This window comes from Faecalibacterium sp. An122 (genome assembly GCF_002160895.1).
GTDB lineage: Bacteria > Bacillota > Clostridia > Oscillospirales > Ruminococcaceae > Faecalibacterium.
Genome location: NZ_NFLL01000001.1, coordinates 190591 through 215613, shown reverse-complemented (window position 1 = coordinate 215613; position 25023 = coordinate 190591). Strand labels below are relative to the sequence as shown.

At 60.1% G+C, this 25023-nt stretch carries 20 protein-coding genes; 3 read left to right on the top strand and 17 right to left on the bottom strand.

Features of this window, described 5'->3' with window-relative positions; all coding sequences use genetic code 11:
* Window positions 1-2: 2 nt before the first annotated feature.
* The 16 genes from B5E67_RS00955 to hprK form a co-directional block, all read right to left on the bottom strand.
* The gene (locus B5E67_RS00955) at window positions 3-842 is read right to left on the bottom strand and encodes an ABC transporter permease (protein WP_087381895.1); all 840 of its coding nucleotides are present in this window, start codon (window positions 840-842) and stop codon (window positions 3-5) included.
* Window positions 842-1657 carry an ABC transporter permease gene (locus B5E67_RS00950; RefSeq protein ID WP_087245618.1) on the bottom strand — a complete coding sequence of 272 codons (816 nt, stop codon included), beginning with the start codon at window positions 1655-1657 and terminating at the stop codon, window positions 842-844. Before B5E67_RS00950 ends, B5E67_RS00955 begins: the two co-directional genes overlap by 1 nt.
* 5 nt (window positions 1658-1662) lie before the next feature.
* Window positions 1663-2709, bottom strand: coding sequence for an ABC transporter ATP-binding protein (locus B5E67_RS00945; RefSeq protein ID WP_087381892.1), 1047 nt, complete (start codon window positions 2707-2709; stop codon window positions 1663-1665).
* A gap of 232 nt (window positions 2710-2941) precedes the next feature.
* Window positions 2942-3949: a DUF4340 domain-containing protein gene (locus B5E67_RS00940; protein WP_087381889.1), complete on the bottom strand. Its 1008-nt coding sequence runs from the start codon at window positions 3947-3949 to the stop codon at window positions 2942-2944.
* A 13-nt stretch (window positions 3950-3962) separates the two neighbouring features.
* A complete protein-coding gene (locus B5E67_RS00935; RefSeq protein WP_087381886.1) occupies window positions 3963-5411 on the bottom strand; it encodes a Gldg family protein in 1449 nt (482 codons plus the stop codon).
* A 14-nt stretch (window positions 5412-5425) separates the two neighbouring features.
* Window positions 5426-6298, bottom strand: a complete 873-nt coding sequence (locus B5E67_RS00930) for an ABC transporter permease (RefSeq protein WP_087364510.1) — start codon at window positions 6296-6298, stop codon at window positions 5426-5428.
* 1 nt (window position 6299) lies between these two features.
* Window positions 6300-7271: an ABC transporter ATP-binding protein gene (locus B5E67_RS00925; protein ID WP_087381883.1), complete on the bottom strand. Its 972-nt coding sequence runs from the start codon at window positions 7269-7271 to the stop codon at window positions 6300-6302.
* 153 nt (window positions 7272-7424) lie between these two features.
* A complete protein-coding gene (rpmE, locus tag B5E67_RS00920; protein ID WP_087245606.1) occupies window positions 7425-7625 on the bottom strand; it encodes a 50S ribosomal protein L31 in 201 nt (66 codons plus the stop codon).
* 275 nt (window positions 7626-7900) lie between these two features.
* Window positions 7901-8659, bottom strand: coding sequence for a sporulation transcription factor Spo0A (gene spo0A / locus B5E67_RS00915; protein ID WP_087245604.1), 759 nt, complete (start codon window positions 8657-8659; stop codon window positions 7901-7903).
* Window positions 8660-8965: 306 nt separating this feature from the next.
* Complete coding sequence (gene ligA / locus B5E67_RS00910; protein ID WP_087381879.1) at window positions 8966-10954, bottom strand: NAD-dependent DNA ligase LigA; 1989 nt, start codon at window positions 10952-10954, stop codon at window positions 8966-8968.
* Between the two features lie 398 nt (window positions 10955-11352).
* Window positions 11353-12327 carry a 6-phosphofructokinase gene (gene pfkA / locus B5E67_RS00905; RefSeq protein WP_087245600.1) on the bottom strand — a complete coding sequence of 325 codons (975 nt, stop codon included), beginning with the start codon at window positions 12325-12327 and terminating at the stop codon, window positions 11353-11355.
* A gap of 235 nt (window positions 12328-12562) precedes the next feature.
* On the bottom strand, window positions 12563-16066 hold the full coding sequence (locus tag B5E67_RS00900) for a DNA polymerase III subunit alpha (RefSeq protein WP_087381876.1): 3504 nt from the start codon (window positions 16064-16066) through the stop codon (window positions 12563-12565).
* Window positions 16059-16991 carry a DNA-binding protein WhiA gene (gene whiA / locus B5E67_RS00895; protein ID WP_087245597.1) on the bottom strand — a complete coding sequence of 311 codons (933 nt, stop codon included), beginning with the start codon at window positions 16989-16991 and terminating at the stop codon, window positions 16059-16061. Before whiA ends, B5E67_RS00900 begins: the two co-directional genes overlap by 8 nt.
* A 28-nt stretch (window positions 16992-17019) precedes the next feature.
* Entirely contained in the window at window positions 17020-17883 is an 864-nt protein-coding gene (gene rapZ / locus B5E67_RS00890) for an RNase adapter RapZ (protein ID WP_087381873.1), read from the bottom strand.
* 19 nt (window positions 17884-17902) lie between these two features.
* Window positions 17903-18802: a UDP-N-acetylmuramate dehydrogenase gene (gene murB, locus B5E67_RS00885; protein ID WP_087382326.1), complete on the bottom strand. Its 900-nt coding sequence runs from the start codon at window positions 18800-18802 to the stop codon at window positions 17903-17905.
* Window positions 18803-18829: 27 nt separating this feature from the next.
* Complete coding sequence (hprK, locus tag B5E67_RS00880; protein WP_087245593.1) at window positions 18830-19765, bottom strand: HPr(Ser) kinase/phosphatase; 936 nt, start codon at window positions 19763-19765, stop codon at window positions 18830-18832.
* A gap of 393 nt (window positions 19766-20158) precedes the next feature.
* On the opposite strand from hprK, the gene B5E67_RS00875 reads away from it, so the two are divergent.
* The 3 genes from B5E67_RS00875 to B5E67_RS00865 are packed head-to-tail and all read left to right on the top strand — an operon-like array spanning window position 20159 to window position 24026.
* Window positions 20159-21988, top strand: a complete 1830-nt coding sequence (locus B5E67_RS00875) for a Na/Pi cotransporter family protein (RefSeq protein WP_087381869.1) — start codon at window positions 20159-20161, stop codon at window positions 21986-21988.
* On the top strand, window positions 21985-22674 hold the full coding sequence (locus B5E67_RS00870; protein ID WP_087381865.1) for a response regulator transcription factor: 690 nt from the start codon (window positions 21985-21987) through the stop codon (window positions 22672-22674). The genes B5E67_RS00875 and B5E67_RS00870 overlap by 4 nt, the downstream gene beginning before the upstream one ends.
* Window positions 22671-24026, top strand: a complete 1356-nt coding sequence (locus tag B5E67_RS00865; protein WP_087381862.1) for an ATP-binding protein — start codon at window positions 22671-22673, stop codon at window positions 24024-24026. Before B5E67_RS00870 ends, B5E67_RS00865 begins: the two co-directional genes overlap by 4 nt.
* Here the strand turns inward: B5E67_RS00865 and B5E67_RS15560 are convergent.
* Window positions 24020-25000: a hypothetical protein gene (locus tag B5E67_RS15560; protein ID WP_087381859.1), complete on the bottom strand. Its 981-nt coding sequence runs from the start codon at window positions 24998-25000 to the stop codon at window positions 24020-24022. The genes B5E67_RS00865 and B5E67_RS15560 overlap by 7 nt on opposite strands.
* Window positions 25001-25023: the final 23 nt, after the last annotated feature.

Sequence of the window (25023 nt, the reverse complement as noted above, 5' to 3'; positions counted from 1 at the left end):
CCTCACATCTGCTGCTGTGCGTTCAGGTCCCGCTTGTAGCGGCGGCCTTCCAGCACATTGGACAGCAGAATCACGGCCAGGATGGCCCCGAACATGATGGTGGACAGGGCGTAGATCTCAGGGCTGACCTTGCGGCGGGTCATGGAGTAGATGGCGATGGGCAGGGTCTCGACGGTGCCGCAGTTGAAATAGGAGATCATGAAGTCGTCGATGGAGTAGGTCAGGCAGATCAGGAAGGAGGACAGGATGGCGGGGCTGATCTCGGGCAGAATCACCTTGAAAAAGGCCTGCTTGGGGGCACAGCCCAGATCCAGAGCCGCCTCATAGAGGTGGATGTCCAGCTGGCGCAGCTTGGGGCTGACGTTGAAGATGACGTAAGGCACGTTGAAGGCCACATGGGCAATCAACAGGGTGGGCATGCCCATGATGGTATCCGGCAGCCAGGACACCCCTGCTGCAAACCGCTGATACGCTACAAACAGCAGCATCAGAGAGATACCGGTGATGATTTCGGGGTTGACCACCGGGATATAGGTGATGTTGGTGATCACCAGCCGGGAGGTGCGGTTCATGCCGGCAATGCCCAGGGACGCCGCGGTGCCCAGCACCGTGGCCACCACGGCCGAGACCAGCGCCACCTCCAGCGACACCACTAGGGCCCGCAGGATGGAGGAGTTGGTCAGCAGGCTGGCATACCATTTGGTGGTAAAGCCGGTAAAGAGGGCGTAGCCCTTGCTCTCGTTGAAGCTGAACAGGATCATGTAGGCAATGGGCAGGTACATGAACCCGAAAAACAGGATGACATAGGTCCGCTGCATCAGGCGGAGATGTTTGGTTTTCATCAGGACACCCCCTCCATTTCGTCTTCGTCAAAGCTGGAAGTAAAGCTCATGCAGAGCAGGACAATAATCATCAGCACCAGGCTCATGGCCGAACCCACATTCAGGTTGTAGCTGTTGCCCAGGAACTGCATCTCGATCAGGTCGCCGATCAGCAGGTTGGCGCCGCCGCCCAGCATTCGGCTGATGACGAAGGTGGACACCGCCGGGACAAACACCATGGTGATGCCGGTGCAGATGCCAGGCACGCTCATGGGGATCAGGACCCGGAACAGGGTCTGGGTGGTGTTGGCACCCAGGTCCTGGGCGGCCTCCACGATGCTCTGGTCGATCTTGGTCATGCTGGTGTACAGGGGCAGGATCATATAGGGCACATAGTTGTAGACCATGCCCAGGACGACGGCCCCTGCGGTGTTGAGCATATTGAAGGGGCCCAGACCAAACAGGCCCAGCAGGGTGTTGATGGGGCCGTTGATGCTCAACAGGCCCATCCAGGCGTACGTCCGCAGCAGGAAGTTCATCCACATGGGCAGCATCACCAGCATCTGCATGATCCGCTGTTTGTTCACCCGCAGGCGGGACAGAAAGTATCCCACCGGGAAGGCAATCACCAGGCAGATGACGGTGGCAATCATGGCCAGCAGCAGGCTGCGGGCAAATACCGAACCGTATCCGCTGACCGAAACCAGATTGGCCAGGGTGAAGCGGCCTTCGGCGTCGGTGAGGGCGTAGTAGCAGACAATCAGCAGCGGAATGACCGTGAACAGCGCCATCCACACCAGGTACGGGGCGGCAAGCCGTTTATCATATCCTTTCATTCCCTTCACCCCTCCGACCGTGCCATAATATGGATCTCATTGGGGCCGATGCACATGCCGATCCGCTCGCCGGGGGTGCAGGCGCGGGTGGAATGGATCAGCCATTCCCGGCCATCGCAGTCCACATGCATCTCGAAGTGAACGCCCTTGAAAATTACGTCGTCCACCACGCCGGTCAGCTGGCCTTCCATCGGGGAGACCACCTCGATGTCCTCGGGACGGACCACCACCTGGACGCTCTGTTCGGGCTTGAAGCCGCGGTCCACGCAGGGGAACTGCACTCCGGCAAAGGAGACCAGGAAGTCCCGGTGCATGACGCCGTCAATGATGTTGGAGTCGCCGATGAAGTCGGCCACAAAGGCGTTCTTGGGCTCGTTATAGATTTCCTCGGGAGTGCCCACCTGCTGGATGACGCCGCCGTTCATGACCACCACGGTGTCCGACATGGTCAGGGCTTCTTCCTGGTCGTGGGTGACATAAATAAAGGTGATGTTCATTTCCCGCTGCAGACGTTTCAGCTCCAGCTGCATCTCTTTGCGCAGCTTGAGGTCCAGCGCGCCCAGAGGCTCGTCCAGCAGAAGGATTTCGGGCTCGTTGACCAGGCTGCGGGCAATGGCCACGCGCTGCTGCTGGCCGCCCGACATCTGGGAGATGCTGCGCCGTTCAAAACCTTTCAGGCCCACCACTTCCAGCATGTCCCGCACCTTGGTGCGGATGGCGTCCTCGTCCATGTGCTTGAGCCGCAGGCCGAAGGCCACGTTTTCAAACACATTCAGATGCGGGAACAGGGCGTACTTTTGGAACACCGTATTCACCGGCCGCCGGTAGGGCGGCACGCCGGTGATGTTTTTTCCGTGCAGGATGATTTGGCCTGCATTGGGCTCCAAAAAGCCGGCAATCAGCCGCAGCGTGGTGGTCTTGCCGCAGCCCGACGAGCCCAGCAGCGTCACAAATTCCTTGTCGTGAATGTCCAGGTTCAATCCATTCAGGATGCGCTGGCCGTCAAAATCCACTACGATGTCACGCAGGGATACGATTACAGAATTATCCATTTTCCAGATGAGTCCTCCCCTTGCATGGAATCAATGCGTCGCACGCCGGCCGCAGAACACAGACGGCATACTGTGTCTATCTTAAACAATCGTGCAGAAAATGTCAATTCGCAAAACAAGGTTTCCAAACCGGCCGAACTTTGACGAATCCCTGAAATGAACGCAGGCATTGAAAAAGCCCGGGCGCTGGAGGCGCTCGGGCTGGCTGAAAAAATGAAATTTTACTTGCTTTTTACGAGGCGGCCTTCAGCTGTTCCGCCGTATAGTGGAAGGCCTCGGGGACGGTGAGGTCCACTTTATAGATGGAGCTGTCCCCTTCCGTCATCATATAACAGCCGTCGGTTCCGGAGGCATAGGTGACCTGGTAGGTGGTTTCTCCGTCGGAGGCGGTGACGGTGACCAGCGGGGCATCAAAGCCATAATCCGCCGGGTCGGCGCCGGTGATCTGCCCCGACACATAGCCGCTCAGGGCCGACAGAATCCCGTTGACCGCCTCCTCACTGAGGGCGGTTTCGGTCTCATCGGCCAGACGCCAGGCGGTGGTGTAGGTCTCACTGTCGGCCGCGCTGTCTGCGGCTTCGCTGGCAGAGCTGTCCGCGTCAGCGGCCACCGACACGGCCTTGAGCTGGACCGAGAAACTCTCCCCGCCGCCGGAATAGGTGTAGTCGATGGTTTCCAGGCTGCTGGAAGTGATGCCCGCCGGGTTGAAGGCTCCGAACAGTTCCTCCTTGCCGTATTCAAAGCAGCTCACCTTGGAAGAGGCCGCCGTATAGACGGCGCTGTCCCCTTCCTTCTGGACGTAAATGTCCCCGGTGATGGTGTTGGTATCCCCAAAAGTGAAGGTGTTGGTCTCTCCGCCCGCCGTCACTGTGACGGTGACCAGAGGAACCTCCATGCCGTAATCCTCCCCGGTCTGGGCGTCCAGCTGGCGTTTGGCCTTCAGGTCAGCCAGAGCGGCGGCCATGGTGTTGCACTTGGTCTGATCCAGATGGTAGTCCGGGTCGTCGGCCAGGGTCCAGGTCTCTCCGTCGTAGAGCAGCGAGACGGTCTCGCCCTGGTAGGTGTACTGGATTTCGGTCAGGCTGTCCACCGCAAAGGAGGACAGCGGGATGGTTCCGGCCTCGGCCTCGCTGGCAGCCTGTTCCGCTCTCTGGTTGGAACGGGTCAGCAGGGCCAGGGCGGCGCCCGCCAGCACCACCAGAACCAGCAAGATCAGCAAGGTGCGCTGTTTGGCTTTCATGCAGTCCCCTCCCTTATCTTCTTCTGCGGCGGATGGTAACCACTGCGCCGGCGATCAGCAGACCTGCCGGAACCGCCAGCAGGAACACCAGACCCACCACGGTGGCCGTACCGGCCGGGATGGTCAGCTGGTCGGCCTCCAGTGCCTTGGCGTCAATCAGGATGTCGCTGGACTGGCCGGTCAGAGAGGCGGCGCAGCCCACCAGGAAATCACAGTTGCCCGGAACACTCATATACAGGGTGTCGTCATCCATGTTGGAGCAGCCCGCCCAAATCACCTGGGCGCCGGTGGTGTCGTTCTGGGCCCACACCGCCAGGTTGAAGGGTCCGTCGATGTCGCCCTCCTCCTTGTCGGTGGTGGTCATCTCATAGCCCGCCGTCTTGCTGTAGGCGGCCGAGGAAGTGGTCAGCAGAGGCTCGGCGGTGACACTGTCGTTCTGGGTGATCTGGATGCCCTGGGCCATCTGCAGCAGCAGGTAGGCGCTGGTATCCAGGCCATCCAGGGCGGTGCTCTCAGTGGTGATGGCGTAATCGGGCAGCAGATAATAGCTGTAGCCGTACAGGCTGTGGTTGGCATCCCCTTCCACAATCAGACCGTCCACCCGGAACAGTCCAAACGCAGCCATAACCGCATCCAGGTTGGGGGTGCTGTAGTATGCGTCGGTGGTGAGCAGAACCTTGCCGCCGGCGGCCAGATATTCCTCCAGCATGCCGATTTCATCCACCGCGCCCTCCGGACCGGTGAAATCGCTGGCGGGACAGTTGATGATGAGAAGGTCGCAGTCCTCGGGAATGGTGCTGCTCAACAGGTTCAGTTCCTGAGGCTGGATATTCTGGGCCTCCAGGGCATCCACCAGGGTATCCGACAGGGGCCGTTCCCCGTGGTTGGTGGTGTAGTAGGCCTGGCTGGCTTCCCCGCTGGTCAGGCGGTACAGCGACGAGGTGATCTGCTGTTCGCCGTCAAAGCGGACACTATAATTGTAATAGTCGGAGTAGTCGTAGACGTAAAAGTCCACCGCGTCCAGCACATCGCTGCCGGTGCCGGCGTCCAGGATCAGGCTGCCGCCCGAGACCTGCTCGGCCCCGTACTGTGAGGCAAAGGTGGGATACAGGGCGGGGTCCTTCTGTTCCCAGTGAATGTGGCTGCTGGAAGCTGCGTACTGGTCCAGCAGCCGGGTGATGATGGCATCTTCGCTGCCGGTTTCGCACAGATAGTAGATGGTCACATCCTGGGTCAGGCCCTCCGCCACCTGGACGGAGGTATCACTCAGGGTGTACAGGCCGCCCTCGGACAGGTCAAACTCGGTGTATGTGGTGGGGATGGCCTGGACAATCAGATTGATGAGGATCACCAGCACCACGGCCGCCGCCAGGATGGCGGTGGAGTACAGGCCATTGCGGAAGATGCGTCCGCCGTCCGCCGGTGCGGCAAAAAGGCGGCGCAGTTTGGATTCTTTGTTCATCGTCGGGCCTCCTTTCAGTTCCAGCGGCGCTTTTCAATGCCCTGCGCCGTAAAGAAGAGGAACAGCCCTGCCACGCTGATGTAATACACCAGAGACGGCAGCGAGAAGCTGCCATTGACAAAGTCCTCAAAGGGAGAGAACAGGGCCAGAGCCCCCAGCACCGAGCTGAAAGCCTCGGTGAGCCAGGCGCTGCGGACGGTGAACAGCACCGAGATGCAGGCCGCCAATGCGGCGAACAGGAAGCATCCCAGCGTGAGGCTGCGGCTGCGCAGGCCGGCCCAGAGCGAAACCGCGGCAGCCAGCACCGTAAAGACCACCAGAGCCATGACGCTGCCCGCATTGAACAGGCTGCGCAGGCCCGGCATCAGGTAGGCCAGCAGCAGAGCGCCAAATCCCATCACCGCGGCGATGATCTGGTTTTCGGTCAGGCTGGAGAGGAATTCACAGATGGCAATGGCCGCACAGCCCAGCAGATAATAGCAGAGCAGGCTGGAGAAATTGGACAGAAGAGCGGTGTTGGTGGAGCCAAGCGCCCGCAGAACCCCGATCAGCAGGGCATCCATCAGGCAGGGCAGCGCGAAGACGGCGCACATGGCCAGATATTTGCCCAGAACAATCCCCCAGACCGACACCGGACTGGTCAAAAGAAGCTGATCGGTGCGGCTGTGTTTTTCCTCGGCAAAGCTGCGCATGGCCAGCACCGGCACATACACCAGCAGCACAAAAACCGTCTGGTACAGGGTATAGTAGCCGAAGTCGGTCAGACCGAACCCCAGGTTATTGGCAAAGAAATAGAGCGCCGAGGTGCCGGTGAGAAAGGCGGTCAGCAGCCAGCCCATCATGCCGGAGAAGCTGCTGCGGAATTCCCGTTTGAATATAGCCGTCATCTTACTCCTCCTCCCCTTCGGTCTGGCCGGCGTTGTCCGCCTGTTCGGATTCGGTCAGTTCGAGGAACACGTCCTCCAGGCTGCGGGTTTCGGCGGTCAGATTCAGGACGGCGCAGCCCGCGGCGGCCAGCGCCTGGCTGACCGCGGCCCGCAGATCTTCGCCCGAGCCGCTGCGGGCGGTGAAGGTGACCTCCCCGCCGCTTTCCTCCTCAATGTCCACCGACTGAATCCCCTTCACGGCCCGCACTGCGGCGGCCACCGCCTCCCGGCTGCCCAGCGCCGTGGCGTGCAGGACGCCGTGGGGGCTCAGCTGGGCGCTCAGCTCCTGGGGCGTGCCCTCCGCCACCAGGCGGCCATGGGAGAGAATCAGCACCTGAGAGCAGACGGCCTGCACCTCGCTGAGGATATGGCTGGACAGGATCACCGTGTGCCCCTGCCCCAGTTCCCGGATCAGACGGCGGATCTCAATGACCTGCGCCGGGTCCAGGCCCACCGTCGGCTCGTCCAGAATAATCACCTTGGGGTGGCCCAGCAGTGCCTGGGCAATGCCCACTCGCTGGCGATAGCCTTTGGACAGGTTGCGGATCAGCCGGGGCATCACGTCGGTCAGACCGGTGCGGCGGGCGGCCTTTTCCACCTGGGCGGTGCGCTCGGCCCGCTTGACCCCTTTCAGCTCGGCGGCAAAGGTCAGATATTCCCGCACCGTCATTTCGGGGTAGAGGGGCGGCGTTTCGGGCAGATAGCCGATGCAGGCTTTGGCTGCGTCGGCCTCCTCAGGCAATGGGTGTCCGTCCACCGTTACCGTCCCGCTGGTGGCGGCAAGGTACCCGGTGATGATGTTCATAATGGTCGATTTTCCCGCTCCATTGGGACCCAGCAGGCCGTAGACTTGTCCGTCCTCCACGGTGAAGGACAAATCACTCACCGCCGGACGGCCGCTGTACTCCCTGGTCAGATGCGACACTTCGATCACTGGCAAATGCTCCTTTCAGTTTGTTTGGAATCATACATACTATAGGATGCAAATGTGTTCAAAATAAGGCAGAGTGGTGTAAATTCCCTTATGTGACAATAAAAAACACCGCTCTCCGGTTGGGAGAGCGGTGCAACAGCTGCAAAATATAAATTACTTGCGGCCAAAACGACGATTGAAGCGGTCCACACGTCCGCCGGTATCAACCAGCTTCTGCTTACCAGTGTAGAAAGGATGGCACTTGGAGCAAACTTCAACGTGGATCTCGGGCTTGGTAGAGCGGGTCTGGATCACATTGCCGCACGCACAGGTGATGGTGCAGTCAACGTAGTTGGGATGGATACCCTGTTTCATACGATTCACCTCATTTCTGGTTCTGACAAATAGGGGCCATATTCCATGTATGTGCCCATCACAACCTTCAATTTCGGCTACCCCGTCGAGCGGCCTTCGGAACGATTGCTATAGTATTATAGCACGGAATTCAGAAAATGCAAGAGGAAAATGCCCTTGTTCTTCATAAAATTTCGCCTTTTCCCCACTTTCTGCCCCGAACGCGGCAAAAGCGGGCTGCCTTTGGTTCGGACAGTCCGCTTTTGCTGCGCTGGGGATGCAGAGTGAGGATAGGTTCAGCCAATCCGCTGTTTTTTGTCCAGACGGATTTTGTCGGCAATCATGGCGATGAATTCACTGTTGGTGGGCTTGCCCCGCATATTGTGGATGGTATAGCCGAAATAGCGGTTGAGGGTATCCACGTCGCCGCGGTCCCAGGCCACTTCGATGGCGTGGCGGATGGCGCGCTCCACCCGGCTGGCGGTGGTGGCGTTCTTCTGGGCGATATCGGGGTACAGCCGCTTGGTGACGGCGTTGATGTAATCCGGCGTGTCCACCGCCATCAGGATGGCTTCCCGCAGATACTGGTAGCCCTTAATGTGGGCGGGGACGCCGATCTGATGGAGGATCTCGGTAACTGTCACCTCGTCGCTGTCGGCGGTGGTAAAGGGAGAGCGCTGCTCCGGCTTGGCCGCGGCTTTCAGCACGCGGCTGACCAGGACGCTCTCGTCAAAGGGCTTCACAAAATAATAGGAGAACCCTTCGTCCAGCAGTTCTTGGACCATTTCTTCGCTCTGGAAGGCGCCGGTGACAAAGAAGGACGTATGCCACTCCCCTGCGGCGTTATACCGCTGCTTGATGGTCAGAGCATCCAGTCCGGGCATAAAAGCGTCCAGAAGCACCACGTTGGGCCGGATGGAGAGCATCTTCTGCAGAACCTTGCTGCCATCCTTTTCCACCACGGTCACGTCCACGCCTTTCTGCTCCAGCGCCTCGCGGCACAGAGGGGTGACCTCTGCTCCGGTGTCTGACATCAAAAACTTAATCTTGTCCATGATTGTTCTCCTCCCATGCGTATAATGAACCCAGTCAAGCCCGCCGCTGCCGACACAGCGGCCGGAAGTTCGCGGTATCACTCCAAGGGGCGCATGAGAGGCCTTGCACCGGCGTCTTTTCCACAAAAGCATTGCAGCAAGCGCTTTTTCGAGCATTCCCTGGCCGTTTCGGCGAATCAGATGCACCCCGTCCTTGCACCATAGATTTTACCATATTTTACCAGTCTATTCAACAGCAAAAATTGCCATATTTTGGGAATTTTAGCCCGCCGGTTTATCTTTCTGTTCCATCAGCTCGGGTTGCGCTCACTCCTGTTCCATCATGGCGAGGAATTCCTCCTCGTTCAGCACCGGGATGCCCAGGGCGTTGGCCTTGTCCAGCTTGCTGCCGGCCGCCTCGCCGGCCACCACATAGGCTGTCTTTTTGGACACGCTGCCGCTGGCTTTGCCGCCGTTCTTCACGATCAGGGCTTCGGCCTCCTTGCGGGAAAGGCTGGACAGGGTGCCGGTCACCACAAAGGTTTTGCCCGCCAGACGGTCGGTGCGGGTCTCCCCTTTCCAGGTCATGTTGACTCCCTGTTCTGCCAGGCGGCGGATCAGGTCCTCGGTGCCGTCCTTGGCAAAAAACTCCACCACGCTTTGGGCCATGATCTCGCCAAAGCCGTCGATGGTGCACAGAGCTTCCAGGTCGGCCTGCCGGATGGCGTCCATGCTGCCGAACCGTTCAGCCAGCAGGGCCGCGGCCTTATAGCCAATATTGCGGATGCCCAGACCAAAGAGCAGTTTGTCCAGATTGTTCTCCTTGGAGTGGGCAATGGCCCGCAGGAGGTTGTCGGCGCTCTTGTCCTTGAACTTGTCCAGGGTCAGCAGCTGCTCTTTGGTGAGGGTGTAGAGGTCTGCCGCCGACCGGACCAGGCCACGGTCCACCAGCTGGGTGCAGACCGCCACGCCCAGTCCGTCGATGTCCATGGCGTCCCGGGACGCAAAGTGGATCAGGTTCCGCAGGGACTGGGCCGGGCATTCGGGGTTGACACACCGCAGCGCCGCTTCATCGGCCAGGTGAACCACCGGTGCGCCGCAGGAGGGGCAGACGGTGGGCATCTGATAGGGCTGAGCGCCCTCGGCGTGAGCGGTGACTCCGATCACCTCAGGGATGATGTCCCCCGCCTTGCGCACCTGGATGGTGTCGCCGATGCACAGGCCAAACTGACGAATGAATTCCTCATTGTGGAGGGTGGCCCGGGCCACGGTGGTGCCGGCCAGGAACACCGGCTCAAAGGATGCGGTGGGGGTCAGCACGCCGGTGCGGCCCACCGCTACCTCGATATCCAGCAGGCGGGTCTCCTTCACCTCAGGGGGATACTTGAAGGCGATGGCCCACCGTGGGAATTTGGCGGTGGAACCCAGCTGGGTCCGCTGGGCAAAGTCGTTCACCTTAATCACAGCGCCGTCCATATCGAAATCCAGCCCGGCACGGCCCTGGCCGATCTGCTCGATCTCGGCAATGGCCTCCTCGATAGTGTGGACCAGATGGTAGCGGGGCGAGACCGGCAGCCCCAGGCTCTTGAGGTAGTCCAGGCTTCCGGCATGGGTGGTCAGCTCGGCGCCCCGGATCTGCTGTACATTAAATATAAAGATGGACAGATCCCGGCTGCCGGTGATTTTGGGGTCCTTCTGGCGCAGCGAACCGGCGGCCGCGTTGCGGGGATTTTTGAACGGAGAGCCTCCCTGCAGCTCCTGCTCCTCGCACAGCTTCTGGAAAGCGGCGTGGGGCATATAGACTTCGCCGCGGACTTCCAGATACTCCGGCGCGCCTTTCAGGGTCTTGGGAATACTGCGGATGGCCTTGACGTTCTCGGTGACGTCCTCGCCCACCACGCCGTCGCCCCGGGTGGAAGCCCGCACCAGCTGTCCGTTCTCGTATTCCAGGCTGCAGGACAAGCCGTCGATCTTGATTTCCACCACATACTCCGGTTCCACGCCGGCGTCCCGGACGCGGCGGTCAAAGTCCCGCAGTTCATCAAAACTGAATGCGTCCAGAAGGCTTTCCATTTTGACGGCGTGGGTGACCTTGGCGAACCGCCCGCTGGGGGTGCCGCCCACGTGCTGGGTGGGGGAATCCGGGGTGACCAGCTGGGGGAAATCCGCCTCCAGCTGGCGCAGTTCACGGGTCAGGGCGTCATACTGGAAGTCCTCCAGCTCGGGGGCGTCCTGGTCGTAATATAACCGGTTATTGTACTCGATGATGGCGCGCAGCTCCTCGGCGCGCTTTTTTGCTTGTTCCAGTTCCAACATAGTTTCTCTCCTACCTTTGGTGGGGTCCCCGGGAAACGCCGGGGCACATCCACATCATACCACAAATTGCGTTTCATGAAAACGACCGACAGGCAAAAACAAACGACAAAAAGTGTCGCTTGTTCAGTCTCAAATCGCAAAAAATGTCCGCACTCCGTTGAAATTCACGTTCATAGCACAATATTATCATTTCAAGAAAAAGGATGGATAGCTCTCCCTTATAGTTGACTGTAAATCTCTCGGCAATATACAAAACGTATTATCGTTATTTTATAGCGCGTTGGTACGCATGTTTTTGAATTCGATTCTGCCGGAGGGCAAAAAAATACAGCGCACCGGGCAGGATGAACCTGCCGCGGTGCGCTGCAGTCAATGTAACGCTGGGTCCGATTCAGAAATCAGATCGAAATGGTGTTGCAGACGTCAATCAGGACGGGGTCGAGAGACTTGGTCATCTCCAGAGCTTCGTCCACAGGGTAGTCCACCAGAGTCTCGCCGCGCATACCGACGATGCGGTTGAACTTGCCCTCTTCGATCAGGCAGACGGCGCGATAGCCCATGGCCGAAGCATTCACGCGGTCACGCAGGGTGGGCGAACCGCCGCGCTGCACGTGGCCCAGAATGGTGGCGCGGGAATCGATGCCGGTGCGGGCCTGGATCTCGTTGGCGATCTCCTGTGCATGGCCCACGCCCTCGGCAACAATGATGATGAAGTGATTCTTGCCGGTCTTCTTGGTCATCTCGATGCGGTCCAGGATGTCCCGCTGCATATCGAACTCGTACTCCGGCAGCAGCACAGCCATGGCGCCCGAAGCAATGGCCACGTTCAGAGCAATGTAGCCGGCGTTGCGGCCCATAACCTCGACAACGCTGCAGCGGTCATGGCTCTGGGTGGTGTCGCGCAGCTTGTCGATCATCTCCATGGCGGTGTTCATGGCGGTGTCGTAGCCGACGGTGTAGTCGGTGCAGGCGATATCGTTGTCGATGGTGCCGGGCAGGCCGATCATCGGGATGCCGCGGTGAGCCAGCGCACGGGCGCCGCGGTAGGAGCCGTCGCCGCCAATGACAACCAGGGCATCGATGCCCAGCTCACGGCACTTGGCTGCGCCCTTGTCCTGACCTTCCTTGGTCTTGAACTCCAGGCAGCGGGCCGTATACAGGATCGTACCGCCGTCCTGAATGATATTCGAGACACTGCGCAGGTTCATCTCGTAGCACTCGCCGTTCAGCAGGCCGTTGTAGCCGCGCTGAATGCCGATCATACGGTAACCTTTGTGGATGCCAGTACGAACGACTGCACGCACCGCTGCATTCATGCCAGGTGCGTCGCCGCCGCTGGTCAGTACGCCAATGGATTTGATCTGTCTCTCCATAGTGGAAATCCTCCCATTCACATATGCCTTTTCCCTTTTATAAATGTTTCAATCCTTCTCATTCCCAGTGGCTCCTTCCCTGCCCTTTTGAGGGGGAAGTCTGCCTCAGCCGGGACCCTGCCGTCCCGGCCGATGTGCAGCAAAGACCCATGGGCCTGTGCCGTATTACAGACATTATAGCACATTTTGTCCAGTTTGAAAACAGTGCACCCGTCTCGATTCACTCACATACATGTTATTTTGTTGCAACATTTCCCTTACCCAGCAGCCGTTCCAGCTCCCGGTAAAGCAGCGGATGCCCCGACGTGTACAGCCGGCGCGGTACAGCGAGCTTTTTTTGGGTGTCGCATAAATACAAAATAACCGGAATATTTCCGTCAAAGATTTCGAGCAGGTTGATGACCTTGTCGTATTCCCGGCTGCTGCGGGACGGCAAACGGATATACAGCCGCCGGGGTGCTTCCTTGACGGGATCGGGGTGATAGTCCTCCGGCGCGGCCGGGTTGTACCGGTCGATGGGGATGATGGACTCGGCCATCAGCTTGGCGGGTTCGTCCTCCCGCACCGACAGCCGGCCGTCGATGACCACGACGGCGTTTTCCTGCAGAGAATCCCGGAAGGTGTCCAGCACCCGCGGGAACACAATAACTTCCAGCGTGCCGGTCAGGTCCTCCACGCTGGTAAAGGCCATCATGGAGTTGTTCTTGGTGGTCATCATCCGGTTTTTGACCACGGTACAGACGATCCGCACCTTGGTATTGTCCAGCTGATGGGCGTCCTCCCCTGTCAGCATCTTGATGCTGTGGGAGGCGTACCTGGCCGACTGCTCCCGGTAGGCGTCCAGCGGATGACCCGAAAGGTACAGTCCGCTGACCTCCTTCTCCATTTTAAGCAGGTCGCCGTGGGGATATTCAGGCAGGTTCTGCAGCTCATAGCCATCCGAGACCGGTTCTTCCCCGCCGGCCATGACGGCGAACAGGTCCAGCTGGCCTTCCAGATTCCGGCGGGCGTCGTTCTCGACGCTTTTCAGGATGCCCTCCACCGCTTCCACCTGGCTGCGGCGGGTGGTGCCCATGCAGTCAAAGGCGCCTGCCTTGATGAGGCACTCCACGGCCCGGCGGTTCAATTCGTTGCCGTGCATCCGCTTGCAGAAATCGTAGAGGCTGGAGAATGGTTTCCCTTCCCTCTCCCGGACCACATTCTCGATCAGGTTGCGGCCCACGTTCTTGACGGCGTTGAGGCCAAAGCGAATCTGGCCGGTGCCGTCGGCGGTGAAGCCGCCGCCCGAAATATTGATATCCGGCGGCAGAACCCGGATGCCCAGCCGGGAACACTCGGCGGTGTACTCGATGACCTTGTCGGTGTTATCCAGAACGCTGGTCAGCAGGGCCGCCATGAACTCGGCCGGATAATGACACTTGAGGTAGGCGGTCTGGTACGCCACATAGGCATAGCAGGCCGCATGGCTCTTGTTGAAGGCGTAGGACGCGAAGCTGGACATTTCGTCGTAGATCTCATTGGCCACCTGCTCCGAAATGCCGTTGGCCACGCAGCCTGGACACTCGTGCCCCGGCTCGGTGCATCCATGGACAAAATGTTCCCGCTCAGCCTCCATGACGTCGTGCTTCTTTTTGCTCATGGCCCGGCGGACGTTGTCGGCCTGGCCAAAGGAGAAGCCCGCCAGCTCCCGGAAAATCTGCATGACCTGTTCCTGATAGACGATGCACCCGTTGGTGACGTCCAGGATGTGGGCCAGCTGGGGCGTTTTGTAGCTGATCTTGTCCGGCTCGTGGCGGTTGCGCAGATACGTGGGGATGGAATCCATGGGGCCGGGCCGGTACAGGCTGATGAGAGCGATGACGTCTTCCAGGTTCTCCGGCTGCAGGCCCATTAGGACCTGACGCATGCCCGAAGATTCCAGCTGGAACACGCCTTCGGTCTCACCGCGGCCCAGCATCTGATAGGTTTCCTTATCGTCGTAGTCCAGATGAGCCATGGTGAAGCCGGGCTCCTTTTTCTGGACAGCAGTTTCCGCGTCCCGGATGACCGTCAGGGTGCGCAGCCCCAGAAAGTCCATCTTGAGCAGGCCAAGCTCCTCGATCTCGGTCATGTTGAACTGGGTGACCGGCAGACCGTCGTTGGTGGCCAGAGGCAGATAGTAGTCCACCGGCTCCGGGGTAATGACCACGCCGGCGGCGTGGGTGGAGGCGTGCCGCGGCATGCCTTCCACCTTGGCGGCGGTGTCGATCAATTCCTTGACCTGAGGGTCAGCGTCGTACATCTTTTTCAGCTCGCTGGAAACCTCCAGAGCCCGTTTCAGGGTCATCTTGAGTTCCATGGGGACCTGCTTGGCCACCGTATCCACGTTCTGGTACGGCAGGCCCATCACCCGTCCCACGTCCCGAATTGCGTTGCGGGCGGCCATGGTACCGAAGGTGACGATCTGCGCCACATGGTCCGAGCCGTATTTCCGGTTGACGTAATCAATGACCTCCTGGCGGCGCTCGTAGCAGAAATCCACGTCGAAGTCCGGCATGCTGACTCGCTCGGGATTGAGAAACCGCTCGAAAATCAGATTATACCGGATGGGGTCGATGTCGGTGATTCCCACGCAGTAGGCTGCGATACTGCCAGCGCCCGAACCGCGTCCCGGTCCCACCGGGATATTCTGGCTCTTGGCGAAATTGATATAGTCAAAGACAATCAGGTAGTAGTTGGTGTAGCCCATGGAGCGGATGACGCCGATTTCATAGGCCAGACGCTCCTTGTTGGCCTCGGGAACATCGGGGCCATACCGGCGCTCCAGGCCTTCCCAGCAGAGCTTTTCAAAGTAAGCCTGGTTATCCATCCCGTCGGGAGCCTTATAGTATGGAATCTTGGTGTGGCCAAAGTCAAAATCAAACTGGCACTGCTCGGCAATTTTGACGGTATTGGCGCAGGCCTCCGGCACCATCGAAAAGAGATCGTACATCTCATCGGTGGTTTTGACGTAGAACTCGTCGGTCTGGAACTCCATCTTGTCGGCGTCCTGGATGGTCTTGCCGGTCTGGATGCACAGCAGGATTTCCTGAACCCGGGCGTCCTCCTTGCGGAGGTAGTGGGCGTCGTTGGTGGCCGCCATGGGGATGCCGGTATCCCGGGCCAGCTGGATCAGCTGGGGCAGGACGGTTTCGTCCTGGGCCAGGCCGTGGTCCTGCAGCTCGATGTAGTAGTTCCCCTGTCCAAACAGGTCGTTGTACCAGAGGGCGGCGGATTTGGCACGCTCATAGTCCCCTGCCAGCAGGGCCTGGGGGATTTCGCCCGCCAGGCAGGCCGACAGGCAGATCAGGCCCTCATGGTACTGTTCCAGCAGCTGCTTGTCCACCCGGGGCTTGGAATAAAAGCCCTCGGTGAAGGCGGCCGACACCATCTTGATGAGATTTTTGTAGCCGGTTTCATTCTTGCACAGCAGGATCAGATGATTATTGCCGTCGATCTTGTTGACCTTGTCAAACCGGGTGCGGGTGGCCACATAGACCTCGCACCCGATGATGGGCTGAATGCCGGCCTTTTTGGCGGCCTTGTAAAACTGCACGCAGCCGTACATGACGCCGTGGTCGGTGCAGGCGACGGCGGTCTGGCCGCATTCCTTGACCCGGTCCATCAGCTGGTCAATCCGGCAGGCACCGTCCAGCAGGCTGTATTCGGTGTGAAGATGCAGGTGCACAAAGCCGCGCTGTGCGGCGGTGGATTCACTCACGGTGTGGATTTCCCCCTTCTTTCCGGGCCCGCAGGTCGGCCGACATCGCCTCCAGGCGTTTCAGCCGATGGGCCAGGCCCGATTTGCTGGGCCGCGGCTCAAATGTTTCGCACAGAGCCGCCAGAGACAGCTCCGGATACTGAAGCCGCTTGACGGCGGTTTCCCGCAGCGGCTCAGGCAGAGTCTCCAGAGCATCCTGCTCCTGAAGATACCGCAGCGCCTTGATGGCCGAGGCGTTGGCCCGCACCATCTTGCCCAGGTTGGCGGTCTCGCAGTTGGTGTAGCGGTTGACCTGATTGCGGACCGACTTGACGGCCCGCTCAGTGTTCATCAGGCCGGCGGCCTTTTCTGCCCCCATGAAAACCAGCAGGGACTGAATGTTGGCACAGGCCTTGAGATAAACAACGTTGACCCCTTTGCGGCGGCTGCGCCGGGGGGCAAACTCATGCTCTGCCAGCAGAGCTTCAAAATCCCGCGCCAGATTGGTGCGCGGGGTGGTAAATTCGAGATGATAGCCTTTCTGGGGATCGGTGACGGTGCCGCAGCAGAGAAATGCAGCCCCTACATAGGCGCTGACGCTCTTGGGGCTGCGGATCAGGGCCGGGTCAATCTGGAGGCTTGTCTCATTGCCATTGGTCCCGAAAAGGGCGTGCATCTGGCCCACCTGTTCCGGCTGGCTGATGCTGAACTCATACATGGGGCCGCTGGCGTGATCCCGGCTGCGGACCTCGCCGCGGATGCCACAGCGCGCAAAGCACTGCCGGGCATAGTCGGCGGTCTCGGCCTGTTCGGTCTGGATCACCAGGCCCCTGGCATCAAAATGTTTTGCAAAGCAGGCCAGCCCATAGCAGGCCGCCCGAACGGTATTTTCTCCGGTGAGCTCCCGCCCGGCGATCTCGCATCTGGCCTCGGAGGCAAAGCTCATGCTCTGTTCCTTCCTTTTTATAATAGGTTTACCGGGCGGCGTCCCGGTGCTGAATGCTGACGGCATAGCCCAGCCGTTCGCAGTATTCGGCGATCTTGCGGGCAAAGGTGATGGAGCGGTGTTTGCCGCCGGTGCATCCCACTGCGATGGTCAGCTCGCTCTTGCCTTCCTTGACATACAGGGGGATGGCGTAATCCAGCAGATATTCAATCCGCTTCAAAAGCTCCCTGGACTCGGCAAACTGCATCACATAGTCCACCACTTCCTGGTCCATGCCGGTTTTATGCTTGAGGCCCGGCACATAGAAGGGGTTTGGCAGGCAGCGCACGTCCAGCACCAGGTCTGCCTCTCCCGGCAGACCGAACTTGAACCCAAAGGACATGACGTTCAGACGCATGGCGGCCTTGGCCCCGCCGCCCGGCAGGAACAGATCGCAGATCCGCTCCTTGTTCTGGGCGGTGGACAGCAAAGTGGAGTCGATGACGTAGTCGGCGCGGTCCAGCAGGGGCTGCAGGATTTCCCGTTCCCGGGCCAGGGCCTCGGTGGTGGGGATATCCTCCGCCTGGCTGATGGGGTGGCGGCGGCGTGTCTCTTTGTAGCGGCGGCAGAGGACCTCGTCCGAGGCATCCAGAAAGAGGATTTTATAGGGCGTCTGCTGCAGGTCCAGCTGGGCCAGCGCCTCCCGGATTTCCTCCCGGGTGCGGCAGCCCCGCACGTCCATCGAGATGGCCACCCGGTCCAGCTGGCTGTCGCCGGCCCGGGAAAAGGCCACGATTTTCGGCAGCAGCCAGGCCGGGATATTGTCCATACAGAAATACCCGATATCCTCCAGCGCATTCATCGAGACGGATTTGCCCGCCCCCGAAAGTCCGCTTACAATCAACAGCTCCATAACCGCTCCCCTACTTCCTTCAACATTCTACAACCCGGATCTCCTTTTCCAGAGTAAAGCCGGTTTGTTCCCTCACAATGGTCTGGACTTCCTGGCAGAGGGCCAGCACATCGGCGCAGGTGGCCCCGCCCAGATTCACCACAAAGCCGCAGTGCTTCTCGCTGATGGCGGCCCCGCCATGGCGGTGGCCCCGCAGCCCGCACTGTTCGATCAGCGCGCCTGCAAAAGCGCCCACCGGACGCTTGAAGGTGCTGCCTGCGCTGGGTTTATCCAGGGGCTGCTTGTCGCGGCGGCGGCCCATCAGTTCGTTCATCTGGTCGCTGATTTTCTGAGGATCGCCCGGCGTCAGCCGCACCTGGGCCGAGAGGATGCAGTCCCCGTTGTCCTCAAAGATGCTGTGGCGATAGCTCAAATCCAGCCCGGCGGCGGGAGTCTCCACGATCTCGCCCTCGGCGGTCAGGTGCCGCACCGAGACCAGAACGTCCTTCATCTCTCCGCCGTAGGCGCCGGCGTTCATATACACGGCGCCGCCCACGGTGCCGGGAATGCCATAGGCAAATTCCAGACCGGTGAGCCCGGCCTGCAGGGCCGCCATGCAGAGCATGCTCAGGGGCATGCCGGCCGGAGCCCGCAGGGTATCTCCTTCCTGCTGGATTTCGCCCTTCATGCCGGCCAGGCAGATGACGGCGCCGTTCCAGCCCTTATCCCCAAAGAGGATGTTGCTGCCGTTGCCCAGAATATAGCAGGGCACCGACAGGGATTTGCACAGGGTGACGGCTTTGCACAGCTCTTCTTCCCGGGTGGGCCGGATGAAAAAAGCTGCCGGGCCGCCGATTTTAAAGGTGGTATGGGCGGACAGCGGCTCCTGTTCCTGATAGGGAACGCCGGCTGCGTCCAGCCCTGCTCTCAATGCGTCGATGATGTTCTGTTCCAAGGCTCTGCCCTCTCAGTCTACCGTGTCGTCCAGACCCAGACGGATCAGCAGCTCCTTGGCTGCGTTGTAACCCATCTTCTTCTGGCGGTTGTTGATGGCGGCTGTCTCCAGCACCACGGCCAGGTTGCGTCCGGGAGAAACCGGAATGGCCGTGCTGGGGATCTTGACCCCCAGAATCTCGTAGTACTCGGTCTCCAGACCGGTGCGCTGATAGTTTTTGGTGGGGTCCCAGGCTTCCAGCTGAACCACCAGGTCCACCGTCTCGGTGACCTTGACGGCGCCCACGCCGTATACGCGGGCGACGTTGACGATGCCGATGCCCCGCAGCTCGATGAAGTGGCGGATATTCTCGGGGGCGGTGCCCATGATCTGACGGTTGGAAACCTTGCGCAGCTCGACGGCGTCGTCGGCCACCAGACGGTGGCCCCGCTTGACCAGCTCAATGGCCAGCTCGCTCTTGCCGATGCCGCTGTCGCCCAGGATCAGGATGCCCTCGCCGTACACTTCCACCAGAACGCCGTGCCGGGTGATGCGGGGGGCCAGCTCCATGTTCAGATAGCTGATGAGGCTGCCCATCAGAACACAGGTGGCCTCGTTGGAGCGCAGCAGCGCAACCTTATACTTCTGAGCCAGCTCCAGCATCTCGGGGAACGGGGTCAGCTCATCGCTGCGGGAGACAATCACCGCCGGCGGCATCTGGCCGAACAGATGGTCCAGGGCCTCATAGCGGCGGTCGGGCGTCTGGACCGACAGAAAGTTCATCTCGGCCAGACCCATGATCTGCAAACGCAGATTGTCAAAGTACTCATAGTACCCCGCCAGGAACAGGCCCGGGCGGTTGACCTCGGCGATCTCAACGTTGATTTCGCTCAGATCCCGGGGGCTGTAGACCACCTCCATATTGACCCGCTCGGACAGTTTGGCGAGTGATACGGTAAAATTTTCCATCCTTATTTCCTCCCTGTGACCGGCTGCGTCCGGCAGCCGTCCGTTTCGGTCGGGACTTGCAGGCTGTGCGCAAATTTCCCATTTTTTATATTATAATCAAAACCGGTTGGGATTACAATTCCCACAAGGTCATTTTTGTCTTATTGCGTCTGAGCCCATTCTCTTGTATACTGTTGAAGGCGGACGTGAACCATCGCTTTATGTAAACTGGCCTTTACGTAGATTTTACATATTGCCGATTTCACATTTTACATTGCCACACTATACTTAAATCAAGTACAAGTAAAATTCTTGTAAGAAACATCTCAATGCTGAGCACCGCGCAGGCCAGTTGGATGATACGTGCGCTGCTTTTCCTTGAGAACCGGACACACCGCAGAAACGAGGATATGTATGACAATCACAAATCTATTTTCTCTCCTTGGCGGCCTGGCTCTGTTCCTCTACGGAATGGATTTGATGGGCAAATCCCTTGAGCGGCAGGCTGGCAGCCAGCTGCAGAAAATTCTCAGCCGCCTGACGGACAACCCTGTCAAGGGCTTCCTGTTGGGCCTGGCGGTCACCGCCGTCATCCAGAGTTCCAGCGCCACCACCGTCATGGTGGTCGGCTTCGTCAACAGCGGCATCATGGAGCTGCACCAGGCCATCGGCATTATCATGGGCAGCAACGTGGGCACCACTGTTACCAGCTGGATTCTCAGCTTGACCGGCCTGGAGGGCGACAGCCTGCTGGTTCAGATGCTGAAACCCTCCACCTTCAGCCCCCTGCTGGCGTTCATCGGCATCCTGATGTTCATGTTCGGCGGCGAGCGCAAGAAGGGCATCGGCGGCATCCTGGTGGGCTTCGCCATCCTGATGACCGGCATGACCGCCATGTCCGACTCGGTCGCTCCGCTGGAGAATGAGCCCTGGTTCACCGAGCTGTTTGTCCGCTTCTCCAACCCCATCCTGGGTGTTCTGGTGGGCACACTGGTCACCGCCGTCATCCAGAGTTCCAGCGCCAGCGTCGGTATTCTGCAGGCTCTCAGCTCCACCGGCGTCATCACCTTTGGCAGCGCCATCCCCATCATCATGGGCCAGAACATCGGCACCTGTGCCACGGCCCTGATCTCTTCGGTGGGCACCAACAAGAACGCCCGCCGTGCCGCCATTGTCCACCTGTACTTCAACATCATCGGCGTGGTGGTCTTCCTGGTGGCTTTCTATGGCCTGAATGCCGTGTTCCAGTTCTCCTTCATCGGTGACGTGATCGAGCCATGGGGCATCGCCGTGGTTCACTCCGCCTTCAACCTGGGCGCCACCGCCCTGCTGCTCCCCTTCACCAGTCTGCTGGAGCGTCTGGCTTATCTGACCATTCCCGACGACGAGAAGAAAGAGCGCTTCACCCTGCTGGACGAGCGTCTGCTGAACACCCCCTCTGTGGCAGCTGACCAGGCCCGTTCCGTCACCTCCAAGATGGCCGAGACCGCCCGCATCGGCGTGCTGCAGGCCATGAGCCTGACCCGCAAGTGGGACGCCACCCTGGCCCAGAAGGTCAAAGAAGAAGAAAAGCAAGTGGACAACTACGAGGACGCTCTGGGCACCTATCTGGTCAAACTGTCCAGCTACGAGCTCAACCACGACGACAGCCAGCAGGTCAATACCCTGCTGCACACCATCAGCGACTTTGAGCGGATCAGCGACTACTCCATCAACCTGCTGAACTCCGCCCAGGAAATCCACGACAAGTCCATCACCTTCTCGGTGGATGCCCAGGAGGAACTGAGCGTCCTGGAGGATGTGGTGCAGGATCTGCTGAACCGCACCACCGAGGCCTTCCGTCAGGGCGACCTGCATCTGGCCAGCAAGGTGGAACCGATGGAGTCGGTGGTCAACGAGCTGGTCCGCGCCATCAAGGCCCGCCACATCGCCCGCCTGCAGGCCGGCAGCTGCTCCATCACCTATGGTTTTGTGCTGGACGACCTGCTGACCAGCTATTCCCGCATCAGCGCACACTGCAGCAACATCGCCGTGGCCCAGATCGAGGTCGCGCAGGACAGCTTTGACACCCACGCTTATCTGTCGGATCTGCGGCACAACCGCGCCGCCGAGGAGAGCGAAGCGTTCCAGCGCAGAGTCGACCGCTACCGTGCACGTTATTCCTTCCCCGGGTCCAACGAAGCTGCTGCCGAAAAGAAATCTGCAGAGGCTGACAAGGCCCAAAAGGAGGAAGGCAACGCATGATCTATATTGTAGAGGATGACGCATCCATCCGGGAACTGGAACAGTATGCACTCCAGTCCAGCGGATACGATGTACGTTCCTTTGAGGAACCGGAGGCCTTTTGGCACGCCATGAAAACCTCGGAGCCGGAGCTGGTCATTCTGGACATCATGCTGCCGGGGGAGGACGGCTTCTCCATCCTGAAGAAGCTGCGCAACTCCCCCACCCTGCGCCAGCTGCCCATCATCATGGTGACGGCCAAGTCCAGCGAGCTGGACACCGTCCGCGGTCTGGACTGCGGTGCAGACGACTATATCACCAAGCCCTTCGGCATCATGGAATTTCTCAGCCGGGTGCGGGCGGCGCTCCGCCGCTCGGCTCCGCCGGCCAAACCCAACGTCTACTCCTTCCACGAGCTGCTGCTGGACAATGCCCGTCACAGCGTCACGGTGGGCGACACCCCGGTGGATCTGACCTACAAGGAGTACAGCCTGCTGCGTCTGCTGCTGGAAAACACCAATCTGGTGGTGACCCGCGAGACCATCCTGCAGGTGGTGTGGGGCACCGACATTTCGGTGGAAAGCCGGACGGTGGACATGCACATCCGCACCCTGCGCAAAAAGCTGGGCAGCGCGGGCAGCTACATTCTCACCGTCCGCAAGGTCGGCTATAAGCTGGCCGACAGCGAGGAGGGCAGCGAGGAATGAAAACCCGCAGCATGGAGGAAACCATCAGCCGCCGGCTCTATACCATGGGGCTGATGGGCGTGGTGCTGGCGGCGGCGGTCTGCATCTTTGTCTTTCACCGCGCTTTCACCATGCAGGCCTGGAGGGCTCTGGAAAACGAATCCGCTATTCTGGTGTCCCAGTACGAACACGACACCCAGAGCCTGAGCAACTTCGCCTATGACCGTGTCCGCATCACCCTGATTTCCCCCGACGGCACCGTCCTCTATGAGTCCACCGACGCCGACGAGCAGGAGGAGATGGAAAACCATCTCTCCCGCCCCGAGGTCCAGCAGGCCTTTTCGTCCGGCAAGGGAAAGGACATCCGCGACTCGGCCACCACCGGCTATGAGACCTACTACTATGCCGTTCTCCTGCAGGACGGCAACGTCCTGCGCATCGGCCAGGACGCCCAGACCATCTGGACTCTGTACAATGAAGCGCTGCCGGCCATTCTGTTCAGCTGTCTGGTGATTCTGGGCATCGGGGTTTTGCTGGCAAGGGTTCTCACCCGCCGCCTGGTCCGCCCCATGCTGAATATGGCCCACGATCTGGACCGCATCCAGGAAAACGTTCCCTATACTGAGCTGGTTCCCTTTGCGGACGCTATCTGTTCCGATCGCGCCGTGCGGGAGAGCAACGAAAAAATGCGCCAGGAGTTCACCGCCAACGTCAGCCACGAACTCAAGACGCCTTTGACCAGTATTTCGGGCTATGCGGAAATGATCGAAACCGGGCTGGCCCGTCCCGAGGACATCGCCTCTTTCGGGCAGAAAATCCACAGCGAGGCCAGCCGGATGATCCGTCTGGTGAACGACATCATTCAGCTGTCCCACCTGGATTCCTCCGGCGGTACCCATGACTCCCCTGCCATGGAGCCGGTGGACCTGTCGGTCCTCGCCAAGGAATGCACCGACCGGCTCAAGATGAACGCCCGCCGCGCCTATGTCACTCTGAACGTACAGGGCGAAGGGGTTCAGGTTGTCGGCTCCCCCAGCCTGCTGGAGGAACTGTGCCAGAACCTGTGCGACAACGCCATCCGGTACAACCAGCCGGGCGGCCGGGTCCTCTTAAAGACCGGCCACAACGAGGAAGGCTGCCCCTACCTCATGGTTCAGGACAACGGCATCGGCATTCCCAAGGAAGCGCAGGCCAGCGTCTTTGAGCGGTTCTATCGGGTAGACAAGAGCCGCAGCAAAGCCACCGGCGGCACCGGCCTGGGTCTGGCCATCGTCAAGCAGATCGCCCGCATCCACGGGGCCCGCATCACGCTGGATAGCGAGCTGGGCCAGGGTACCACCGTCACGATCACCTTTGAATCCAAACCTCAATAAACGGCAACGTCTGTCCGCAGCTGCGGGCAGGCGTTTTTTGTTGGGTCCAGACGGGCCGCGCTGCCGTCCCGCAGAGCGGCACAGGCCCCCAGACCAATCAGGTCCTGCCCAGCCTGCCATCGCTCCTGCAAAAGCTGGGTGCACAGGGTTCCCAGCTGGGCCAGCTCCTCCGGGGTGGGATCGGCGCTGGCCGCCGCTGTCTGGCAGTCCAGCCGAACGGCAAAGCTGCCGTCACCTTTCACCGCCACACTCAGCAGCGGCCGGCGCAGCGTCAAGGGGTGCTCCCCCATCCAAAAGGTGAATTCCTCACCCCGGCCCATCAAAAGGCGGTAAACAGCCGTTTTCTGGGCGTCCCATTGGGTCTGCTCGATCTGGGAGAGAAACCACCCCTCCGGCTGGACGGAAAGCACATCTTCCTCCACCGCCAGGAGAGGCAGCAGCAGGCCCCCGTCGGTCCGGGTTTCATACAGACGCGGTGAGGAGCGCTGGGCCTGTTTAAGGGTCTGCAGCAGGGTGGTCAGCAGTTCGCCGCTCTCCTCGGTGGCCTCCGACAGATCCTCACAGGTGAAATCACAGGCAGCCATCAGAGCGCTGGTCCGGCCGCACTGGCGGGTCAGCACCAGGGATTCGTACTCGCTGATGGTCTGCCAGCTGCTGCCCGGCAGCAACAGCAGATAGTCACACAGGCGGAAATTGGCGTCCAGCGGCAAAAGGGAGGCGGCATTATTCAGGGCGCGTTCCAGGTTGGGGCCCTGGGCCGCCGCAAAACCGATGCCGTCCGACACCTCAGAGGAATCCGCCGAGGCCTCGGGGGCTTGGTAGAGAAGGCCGACGGTCCAGTCTGTCTCCCCCTGCTCCAGCAGGATGGCGCGGACCATGCTTTTTTCGGTGGTGTCGGTGCGGGCAAAAGCCAAACAAAACGCCGCCAGCAGCGCGGCGGCCAGATACTTGAGGGTGCGGCCACGGCTTGCCATATTTCCGCCTCCTTGCAGAAGAA

What these genes read in the sequence shown, in the direction of transcription:
- B5E67_RS00865 (WP_087381862.1), top strand. Translation starts at nt 22,671, where the DNA reads ATGAAAACCCGCAGCATGGAGGAAACCATCAGCCGCCGGCTCTATACC.
- B5E67_RS15560 (WP_087381859.1), bottom strand. Translation starts at nt 25,000, where the DNA reads ATGGCAAGCCGTGGCCGCACCCTCAAGTATCTGGCCGCCGCGCTGCTG.
- B5E67_RS00935 (WP_087381886.1), bottom strand. Translation starts at nt 5,411, where the DNA reads ATGAACAAAGAATCCAAACTGCGCCGCCTTTTTGCCGCACCGGCGGAC.
- pfkA (WP_087245600.1), bottom strand. Translation starts at nt 12,327, where the DNA reads ATGGAGAGACAGATCAAATCCATTGGCGTACTGACCAGCGGCGGCGAC.
- B5E67_RS00955 (WP_087381895.1), bottom strand. Translation starts at nt 842, where the DNA reads ATGAAAACCAAACATCTCCGCCTGATGCAGCGGACCTATGTCATCCTG.
- B5E67_RS00930 (WP_087364510.1), bottom strand. Translation starts at nt 6,298, where the DNA reads ATGACGGCTATATTCAAACGGGAATTCCGCAGCAGCTTCTCCGGCATG.
- B5E67_RS00950 (WP_087245618.1), bottom strand. Translation starts at nt 1,657, where the DNA reads ATGAAAGGATATGATAAACGGCTTGCCGCCCCGTACCTGGTGTGGATG.
- B5E67_RS00945 (WP_087381892.1), bottom strand. Translation starts at nt 2,709, where the DNA reads ATGGATAATTCTGTAATCGTATCCCTGCGTGACATCGTAGTGGATTTT.
- ligA (WP_087381879.1), bottom strand. Translation starts at nt 10,954, where the DNA reads ATGTTGGAACTGGAACAAGCAAAAAAGCGCGCCGAGGAGCTGCGCGCC.
- B5E67_RS00870 (WP_087381865.1), top strand. Translation starts at nt 21,985, where the DNA reads ATGATCTATATTGTAGAGGATGACGCATCCATCCGGGAACTGGAACAG.
- rapZ (WP_087381873.1), bottom strand. Translation starts at nt 17,883, where the DNA reads ATGGAGCTGTTGATTGTAAGCGGACTTTCGGGGGCGGGCAAATCCGTC.
- B5E67_RS00940 (WP_087381889.1), bottom strand. Translation starts at nt 3,949, where the DNA reads ATGAAAGCCAAACAGCGCACCTTGCTGATCTTGCTGGTTCTGGTGGTG.
- hprK (WP_087245593.1), bottom strand. Translation starts at nt 19,765, where the DNA reads ATGGAAAATTTTACCGTATCACTCGCCAAACTGTCCGAGCGGGTCAAT.
- rpmE (WP_087245606.1), bottom strand. Translation starts at nt 7,625, where the DNA reads ATGAAACAGGGTATCCATCCCAACTACGTTGACTGCACCATCACCTGT.
- spo0A (WP_087245604.1), bottom strand. Translation starts at nt 8,659, where the DNA reads ATGGACAAGATTAAGTTTTTGATGTCAGACACCGGAGCAGAGGTCACC.
- whiA (WP_087245597.1), bottom strand. Translation starts at nt 16,991, where the DNA reads ATGAGCTTTGCCTCCGAGGCCAGATGCGAGATCGCCGGGCGGGAGCTC.
- B5E67_RS00875 (WP_087381869.1), top strand. Translation starts at nt 20,159, where the DNA reads ATGACAATCACAAATCTATTTTCTCTCCTTGGCGGCCTGGCTCTGTTC.